Source organism: Devosia sp. (assembly GCF_036676215.1).
Taxonomy (GTDB): Bacteria; Pseudomonadota; Alphaproteobacteria; order Rhizobiales; family Devosiaceae; genus Devosia.
The window spans coordinates 1-7,976 of the sequence record NZ_JAKFDJ010000171.1 but is presented as its reverse complement, the minus strand read 5'-3'; the positions used below and the strand labels follow the sequence as shown (position 1 = coordinate 7,976).

Sequence of the window (7,976 nt, the reverse complement as noted above, 5' to 3'; positions counted from 1 at the left end):
CATGGCCTCGAGCTTGCTGGCGGCATCGAGCACCAGCCTGGAGCCACCCTTGACCTCGCCCGCCGACTGCTCGATCAGCACCTTGACTTCCGATGACGCATTGGCCGCCGATTGTGCCAGCCGCCGCACTTCCACCGCCACCACGGCAAAGCCCTTGCCGGCATCGCCCGCCCGCGCCGCTTCGACTGAAGCATTGAGCGCCAGGAGGTTGGTCTGGAAGGCGATGTCGTCAATCAGCCCGATAATGTTGGAAATCTTGCCCGAGCTCTGGGTGATCCGTTCCATGGCTTCGGTCGCCTGATGCATCACCTGCCCGCCTTCTTCGGCGGTCCGGGTCACCGTCGAGGCCACGCTGCTGGCTTCCTTGGCGCGTTCGGCATTCTGCAACACGGTCGAGGCCAGCTGTTCCATCGTTGCCGAGGTCTCCTCGATCGTCGCCGCCTGCTTGGTGGTACGTTCGGAGAGATCATTGGCGCCACTCAGGATCTCGCTCGTCGCCGTTTTGAGGGTCCCGGAGGTGTCCTTGAGCTGGCCGACAATGTCCGTCAGCTTGTCCGCTACCGCATTGGTATCGGCCTGCAGCTTGGCGAAGGCACCGTGATACTGACCCTCCATGCGCTTGGTCAGGTCGGTATCGGCCAGCGACGCCAGCACCGTGCCGGTCTCGCTGACGCCGCGATCGACGGTCTCCACCAGATTGTTGACCGAGCGGGCCAGCGTGTTGAGCTCATCGTCGGGAAATTCCGCATCCACCCGCCGGGTGAAATCGCCCGCAATCGCGGCATCCACCACGGCGCCAAAGGCGCGTTGCAGATCCTGCATCATGGCAGCACGCTCGGCCTGGCTACGAATGATCTGGGCGGCCTCCGCCTCGGTCATCTGCGCGATTCTGAGGCCATTTTCCCGGAACACTTCGACGGCCCGCGCCATGGCGCCGATCTCGTCCTTGCGATCGCCACCGCGCACCTCGATGTCGAGATCGCCATCGGCCAGGGCTTGCATGGTGCCGGTGAGCTGGGTGATCGGGCGGCTGACGGAGCGGGCGAAGAAATAGCCGATCACGGCTGCAATGGCGAGCAGCACGCCCCCCACCAGCAGCGTCATGTTGCGCATGTTGATAACCGGCGCGAGGGCCTCTTCTTCCGGCTGCACGGCCGCGACCGCCCAGGTGATCCCGCCCACGCTGACCGGCCCGGCCCGCACCACCATGGTCGCATCGCGATAGTCGGTGCTGGTGCCTTCTCCGGTTTCCCCGGCAATGGCGCGCGTCACGACATCCGCGTTCAGCGTGGCTTGCAGCACATCGGGCGCCTCGGTCCGCGGCGACTCGGTGCGCAGCAGGCCGTCGGAGCCAACCAGCACCACTTCCCCGCTTGGCCCAAGGCCCGACAGGGCCGAGATCTTGGCGCTGAGGACGTCGGTGGACAAAGCCAGCACCATTACGCCGGTCCGCTCATCCTTGTCATAGACCGGCATGGCCATGAAACCTTCGGCCACGCCCGTGGGAGCATATACCGAGTAGTCGACCAATGCCGCCTGCCCTTCGGCAAGCTCCTTGGCGGCGTTGAAGGCCTGGCCCAGCCCGCTGGTGGTGTCGGTGAGCACATTGGTGGCAAAATCGGTGTTCTTGGCCACCGAATAGACCACATCGCCCGCAGCGCTGATCAGCAGAACGTCCGAATAATTTCGTTCCAGCATCAACGTACGGAAGCCGGGATGGAACCGCTTGTGCGGCGCATCATAGGTCGCGCCCTTGCCATTGGCGCTGTCCAGCAGATGGCGCGCCTCGGGCTCCGGGTTTTCCGTTACATAGGCTGTCTGCAGCTGCACTGCTGCGCGCTCGGCCAGCCCCATGCGCAACTCGTCAAGCGAGCGGGTCAGATTCTTCATCGCCGCGACAGTGTCCGAGCGCTGCACGAACAGCCTGAGGTCCACTTCCGCACTGAGGAAATATTCGTCGACCATCGAGACGGCGGTATGCAGGGAGGCTTCCATCGACTGGTTGCGCTGCTCCTGCACCGTGTTCAGCCCGATAAGATAGCTGGCGATACCGACGCCGGCGCTCACCAGAAGCGCCGAACCGACCAGAACCAGCGGCAGCTTCTGGGCAATCTTCAGTCTCGGCAAAAAGCCCATTGAATAATCCAACTCTTCCCTTCGGATCGCCTGCGGCATGCACCAAAAATGTCATGCATCTTCACGCCCCGTGCCCGGCGCGGCTGGCAATCGTCCCCCCAAAGCGGCCGCACGCAAACCGGCCTTCTGCAAACGATACAGCTGGCCGATTAACCACTCCTTACGCACAATTTGCCCGCTTGATTTTTGGCGCATCGGAAAACGCAAGGGCCGCCCTTTCGGACGGCCCTTGCGAAGGTGGCTATGAAAAGGACGGGTTAGCTCAGCGCGCCGATCACCGCTTCGATACGCTTCTTCATGGTCGAGGCGTCGAATGGCTTGATGATGTAATTGTTGACGCCGAAGGAAATGGCTTCCTTGACCTGTTCCTTGTCCGAGCGGCCCGTCGCCATGATGAACGGCATGGCCTGGGTCCGCGGATGCTTGCGGATGACCTTGAGCAGGGTCAGCCCGTCAATGTCTTCCATGTTCCAATCGGAGATGATCAGGTCGACATTGGCCTTTTCCAGCTTGCCGAGCGCATCGCGCCCGCTCTTGGCCTCGATGATGTCCTTGAATCCGAGCTGGGTCAGGATGTATTTGCAGATACCGCGCATGGACTGCTGATCGTCGACGATGAGAACGCTGACAGCGCTGGCTTTTGGCATGATCGTAATTCACCTTCTGGCGACGGGAGCCCGTGGACTCCGATTTCCCCGAAACACTAGGCAACAAGCGTTACAAATCTCTCAACCGGCAGCTTGGCATTGCGCCGGAACCGGCTAGGCCGCCGACTTCAGCCGCACCAAAGCATTGGCCAGCCGCGCCGCGATGGCTTCAACCGGTGCCTGTTCCACCACGGCGCCCTCTTCGAAGGCCACGCGCGGCATGCCATAGACCAGCGCCGAAGCCTGGCTCTGCCCGACTGTGTAGGCGCCGGCGTCGCGCATCATCTTGAGACCCCGCGCGCCGTCCCGGCCCATGCCGGTGAGAATGGCGCCGACCGCCATGGCCCCCACGGTCTTGGCCACCGACTCGAAGAGCACATCGACACTGGGACGATGCCCGCTCTCCAGCTCGTCGTGGGTCAGCCGCGCCTTGAGCTGGCCCGATGACCGCTCGACGCGCAGATGATAGTCGCCCCGCGCTACATAGGCATGCCCGGGCAAGAGCGGCATCCGGTCCTCCGCCTCCAGCACGGTCAGCCCGCACACTTCGTCCAGGCGCGCCGCAAAGCGGCTGGTGAAGCCCGGCGGCATATGCTGGGCGATGACGATGGGCGGGCAGTCGATCGGCATCTGGCTGAGCACGGCGCGGATCGCCTCGACGCCCCCGGTCGAGGCGCCGATGGCGATGAGCGCGCCGGCAGGCGCCGCCGCAGTCTTGACCGGCACCTTGGGCGCCTCGGCCCGGCCGGTTGTCCGGCCACGAACGTCCGACTTTGCCGCAGCGCGGATCTTGTCACGCAGATTGACGCCGAAGGCCTCGATGCCGCCCTCGAATTCCGCGCTGGGCTTGGCCACGAAGTCCACCGCGCCCAGTTCCAGCGCCAGCAAGGTCTCGCTGGCCCCCTTCTTGGTCAGGGTCGACACCATGACCACCGGCGTGGGTCGCAGCCGCATCAGCTTCTCGAGGAACTGCAGCCCGTTCATATTGGGCATTTCGATGTCGAGCGTCACCACATCGGGGTTGAGTGTCTTGATCTTCTCGCGTGCATCGATGGGATCGGTGGCGGTGCCCACCACATCGATATCGCCATCGCGCGTCAGCATGCGCGTCAACACTTCGCGGATCAGCGCCGAATCGTCGACGACCAGGACCTTGATGCTCATGCCGCTTCTCGTTTGTTCAGTTTCTGCTTGGATTGATAGATGGTCTTGCCGACCAGACGGAATCCGTCGCCGCCCGATCCGAGATTTTCCGAATGGCCGATATAGAGGAAGCCCTCGGGCGCCATCAGCTTGCTGAAGCGGCCGAACACTTCGCCCTGGGTGGGTTTGTCGAAATAGATCGCCACATTGCGGCAGAACACCGCGTCGAACGGCCCCTTCATCGGCCAGTTGGGCGCGATGAGGTTGAGCGGCTTGAACGACACCAGTTCGCGCACCGCGGCCGGTATGCGGATCGTGCCATCACCCACCTTTTCGAGGTGCCGCGCCCGTTCGGCGCTGAGCCCGCTCAGTTCGTTTTCCGGATAGGCGCCCGCCGCCGCCTTGGCGATGACCGCCGTATCGATATCGGTGGCCAGTATCTTGAAATCCCAGCGCTTGAGCTCGGGAAACGCCGCCAGTAGGTCCATGCCGATCGTATAGGGTTCCTGCCCGGTCGAGCACCCGGCCGACCAGATGCGCAGCCGGCTGCCGCGCGGCTTTTCGGCAATCAGCGCCCCGACAAAGGACCGCAAATGCTCGAAATGGTGATCCTCGCGATAGAATCGGGTGAGGTTGGTCGTCAATGCGTTGACGAAGTCCTGGCCGTCGCTGGCACTGCCATTGCGCTCCAGGTAATCGACATAGGCATCAAAGCTCGGCAGGCCCAGTGCCCGCACGATCTTGGACAGCCGTGAAATGACCAATGTCCGTTTGGCGTCGCTCAGCGAGATCCCGGCCACCTGATAGACCCGGCTCTTGATCCGCGAAAACTCGCGATCGCTAAGGGAGATTTCCCCCTGTTCCATGCGGCACACCCCAATCAACCCAACCGCTTCGAGGGCTTGGGGTCAGGCGCGCGCTCGTCGCGAAAGGGGGGGCGCATGCCGCTCCACCGTCTCGCCGAACGACGCCATCCGCCCGGTGAGACGCCGTAGCGCCGCTTCACCCTCGTCCAGTGTCGAGACGATCGTATCGGTTTCATTGCTTAGATTGCGTAAATGACCATCGAGGCCCGCAATCATTTTTTGCAGCGCCTGGGTTTCGAGAACCCCGCTCTCCGATTGCGCCCTGCCGCGCTTGACCACGGCGCGGATATCTCTGGCCGACCGATTGGTGATCTGGGCCAGTTGGCGCACTTCGTCCGCGACCACGGCAAAGCCCGCCCCCTTCTCGCCCGCCCGGGCCGCCTCGACGGCGGCGTTGAGCGCCAGCAGGTTGGTGCGGAAGGAAACATCCTCGATAGCCTGCACCATCTTGTCGATCTCGCCGGTCATCTTGTCGATTTCATCCACCAGCGCATGTGTGCGGCGCACGGCCTGATCGAGGTCGCCGGCCAGATCCTGCGCCTCGCGTCCAATGACCTGCGCCTGGCGCAGCCGCCCGCCCCCATCGGCCAGGGCCTTGCCCATGGCGCCGGCATCATCGCGGCTTTCTTGGGTAAGCGCACCAAAGCGGGCGGCCCGCTGCTCGAAATCATCGACCAACCGCCCCACTGCCGCCAGCCGCTCATCCAGCGCCGTCCGCAGCCCTCGTTCCTCGTCAACCTGCTCGACCATCGCACGGGTGAAATCGTCGAGCCGCATGGCCAACGCGCCCAGTGGCCCATCGAGGGCATCGGGCAGGTCGCTGCCGCCAGCGGCCACCCCTTCGAGTTGGCGCAGTCCTTCGTCGATGCCGGCCATGCCCTTGTTGAGCGCCGCTAGCACCGGTCTCGCCGCGGCGGCGCGAGCCTCGAAGCGAAAGCTGGTCTGCCCGCCGGCCAGCGCGCCAGCAAAGGCACCCAGATCATCGTCCTCGATATAGCTGCCGGCAGGCACCAGTTCGAGCACGTACCGCCCGGTGGCGATGGGGTGGCGCCTGACGATGAACCGGCTGCCGCCCAGCATCACCATGGTCTCTTCGGGCGCCCCACCGCCGGCATTGAGGTAACCCGGCCCGAACAGGGCATCGAGCGTTGCGCCCTCGACCGCGCCCTTGGCTACTCTGCCCACACCCAGGCTTGCCGCCAGGATCACCCCATGGTCGTCCACGACGACCGCTGGCTGCTGCAGGGCGGCGATGGCGCCCTTGAAATGGTGGGCCTTTTCCAGCCGCTTGCCCAATCGCCCGACAATGCCGTCGATCGTGAGCATTTCCCCCGAGCGGTCGCAGAGCCCGGCCGCCATGGCCAGTGCTGCCAGCGTGCGATTGTCCTGCCGGTCGTGGCGGATGGCCAGGAGCAACACGCTCGCAAGCGCCAGCAGCATCAGGCCGGCCACGCTGGCTAGCCATATTGGCCCCGTGCCAAGGCTGGGCAGCAATCCTGCCGCCAACGCCACCGCGCCAAGCCACGGACCGGCCGCGATCAGCGCTAGGCGCAGATTGGGCATGGCGAGCCTGATCTGCAAATCAGCAATAGGGGGTTCAACATGCGCGAACCTAGGCGCCCAATGGTTAACCAAGTCTATAGGGCGTCACCAAAGTGTAACACTTTGCTAAGCCAGATTGCCGGACGGTAAATACCAGTCCCGTTTCGGGACAAACTCGGCCTCTGTCTTCCTATGCGCCAGACACTGTTGCGACGGGTTGCTCGCCGCTAGAACAGTTCGATATCGTCCACCGGCGCGGGTACGATGACGCGGCGCTTGGCGATCGCGGCTTCTTCACGCGCCACATTGTCGCCGGCGTCGCTATCGAGGCGCTTGACGAAGGCCCGGCCGGAATGCGGCTTGAACAGCACGCGGCGGGCATAGGTGCCGCCCAGATCCTCGCTGGTGGCGATATAGCCTTCGTCGGCGAGGAACTGGCGGACGAATTCGATATTCTTGCGACCGACATCATCGAGCGCCGAATTGATCTTGCCGCCGCCGAAAACCTTGATCTCGAGATTGGACTTCTTGCCCGTGCCCCGGCTCAGCACCTTGTTGATGAGCTGCTCCATGGCAAAGGCGCCGTAGCGGGCCGAGGCACCATATCGGTCCTTGGCGGAACCGGACTGCTCGGCCAGCAGGAAGTGGTTCATGCCCCCGATATTGGCCACCCGGTCGCGCACGCAGGCCGAAATGCACGACCCCAGAACGGTCGAATAGGTCAGGTCCACGGCATCGGAAACATGACAGTCGCCTTGGTGTACGGTCGTAACCACCCCGCGATCGAATTCGGGTGGCAGGGAATTCGGCAGTGCCATTTATCGTGTTGCAACCTTCAAGCGCCAGTACCGGATCGTAGCGGCAAACTCGTTAGCCAATTGCTAACCACGCTGCACGAGCGCCCGCGCGAGGCCAAACTCGGCAAGAAGAGCTTTAGAAATAGTCGGATAGGGTAATTTGAACGGGGCTAGGATCTGATCTCAAATGTCACTGCAGAAACTCGCGAGAGAACTCGATGAGACAGCGCGCCAGACGGCGTCGATGCTAGAAGGCATCACGGAAGCGCTGCAACTTCTTGCCGACAGGCAGTTGAGCCAGGACCCTTCCGTCCGCGAGGCCGTCCAGATGATTGTCACGGCTCTGCAGGGCCAGGACCGCATTGAGCAGCGCTGCCACAACATGGCTCTGGCGGTTCGCCAGTTCGCGCTGCTCCCGCCCAACGCACCCGACAGCGTCTATGACGAAATCTGGTCGAGCCTGACGCTTGACGAATTGCGTGTGCCGGCCCTTTCCGGCATCGCCGCCCACCAGAGCCACGGCGACGCCGAACTGTTCTAGTCCGCCCGTCCGGCCGCTGGTGCAAGGCGCTTCAGGCGCCTTTTTCATTTTCCGCTGCGTAAAAGCGGCATCCACGCCCCCCCCTCACGTCTGCACCCTCCGCGCCAGGTGCTAGAGGAATTCGACGGTGACGCCGGGCAACACCATGGAGCCGAGTTCCTCCGCATCCCAGTTGGTCAAGCGGACGCAGCCATGCGAGCTTGTCTTGTCGATCTGCGCCGGCTCCGGTGAGCCATGTATGCCGTAGCTCGGCTTGGACAGCGCAATCCACACGCTGCCGACCGGCCCATTCGGACCCGGCGGA

General features: G+C 63.6%; 8 protein-coding genes. 1 reads left to right on the top strand and 7 read right to left on the bottom strand.

The window, feature by feature from the left end; all coding sequences use genetic code 11:
• From V6M52_RS14700 to V6M52_RS14675, 6 genes are all read right to left on the bottom strand, one after another.
• Nucleotides 1-2,136 (bottom strand): methyl-accepting chemotaxis protein (locus V6M52_RS14700; RefSeq protein WP_332701551.1); only part of this gene is annotated, 2,136 nt, incomplete at its 3' end.
• Nucleotides 2,137-2,393: 257 nt separating this feature from the next.
• Nucleotides 2,394-2,783 carry a response regulator gene (locus tag V6M52_RS14695; RefSeq protein ID WP_046140872.1) on the bottom strand — a complete coding sequence of 130 codons (390 nt, stop codon included), beginning with the start codon at nt 2,781-2,783 and terminating at the stop codon, nt 2,394-2,396.
• Between the two features lie 114 nt (nt 2,784-2,897).
• On the bottom strand, nt 2,898-3,947 hold the full coding sequence (locus tag V6M52_RS14690; protein WP_332701550.1) for a protein-glutamate methylesterase/protein-glutamine glutaminase: 1,050 nt from the start codon (nt 3,945-3,947) through the stop codon (nt 2,898-2,900).
• Complete coding sequence (locus tag V6M52_RS14685) at nt 3,944-4,792, bottom strand: CheR family methyltransferase (RefSeq protein ID WP_332701549.1); 849 nt, start codon at nt 4,790-4,792, stop codon at nt 3,944-3,946. The genes V6M52_RS14690 and V6M52_RS14685 overlap by 4 nt, the downstream gene beginning before the upstream one ends.
• A gap of 42 nt (nt 4,793-4,834) precedes the next feature.
• Complete coding sequence (locus V6M52_RS14680; RefSeq protein WP_332701548.1) at nt 4,835-6,355, bottom strand: methyl-accepting chemotaxis protein; 1,521 nt, start codon at nt 6,353-6,355, stop codon at nt 4,835-4,837.
• 206 nt (nt 6,356-6,561) lie between these two features.
• Nucleotides 6,562-7,152: a hypothetical protein gene (locus V6M52_RS14675; RefSeq protein ID WP_332691739.1), complete on the bottom strand. Its 591-nt coding sequence runs from the start codon at nt 7,150-7,152 to the stop codon at nt 6,562-6,564.
• Between the two features lie 166 nt (nt 7,153-7,318).
• Between V6M52_RS14675 and V6M52_RS14670 the strand changes: the two genes are divergently transcribed.
• Nucleotides 7,319-7,672 carry a hypothetical protein gene (locus V6M52_RS14670; RefSeq protein ID WP_332691742.1) on the top strand — a complete coding sequence of 118 codons (354 nt, stop codon included), beginning with the start codon at nt 7,319-7,321 and terminating at the stop codon, nt 7,670-7,672.
• A gap of 111 nt (nt 7,673-7,783) precedes the next feature.
• Here the strand turns inward: V6M52_RS14670 and V6M52_RS14665 are convergent.
• The coding region (locus tag V6M52_RS14665) for a L,D-transpeptidase (protein WP_332701547.1) at nt 7,784-7,976 on the bottom strand (193 nt) is incomplete at its 5' end.